1 protein-coding gene is annotated in these 375 nt (G+C 49.9%); it reads right to left on the bottom strand.

All coding sequences use genetic code 11. The features are described from left to right. The coding region (locus RMT89_RS41545; RefSeq protein WP_315888940.1) for a hypothetical protein at nt 1-331 on the bottom strand (331 nt) is incomplete at its 3' end. Between the last annotated feature and the right edge of the window lie 44 nt (nt 332-375).

The raw sequence follows: 375 nt of genomic DNA, 5'->3' as shown, positions 1-375 counted from the left end.
GGAAAGCCTCCAATTCAGCCTGCATACCAGCAATATTGCTCTGAACCATGGAACCATAGATGTTCGATGCAGCATCGGTCATCTTCAACAGGTTAGGTACGGAGAAAAGATCGGACCAGTTCAGCGCCCATGTTCCTGTGTTGAATACAGAGGTAATACCGTTCATAAGAACGAAACCGAGCACTGCCCCGATGATGGAACCAAGGACACCGCCCTTGCCTGCCATTGTCGATACAAGCGTCGAAAGCATCATACCTGCAAGAGCATTGGTCACAGAGCCAATAATAGCAGCAGTCATACCAGAGAAGCCCATAGACGTACCGACAGTCATTGCAGGACCGAAGATACCGGGAAGCATTGGCATGAAGAATGCCG

The organism is Streptomyces sp. P17, assembly GCF_032436805.1.
GTDB lineage: Bacteria > Actinomycetota > Actinomycetes > Streptomycetales > Streptomycetaceae > Streptomyces.
Note: the sequence above shows the minus strand (reverse complement) of the source record. Positions and strands in the feature narration are given on the sequence as shown.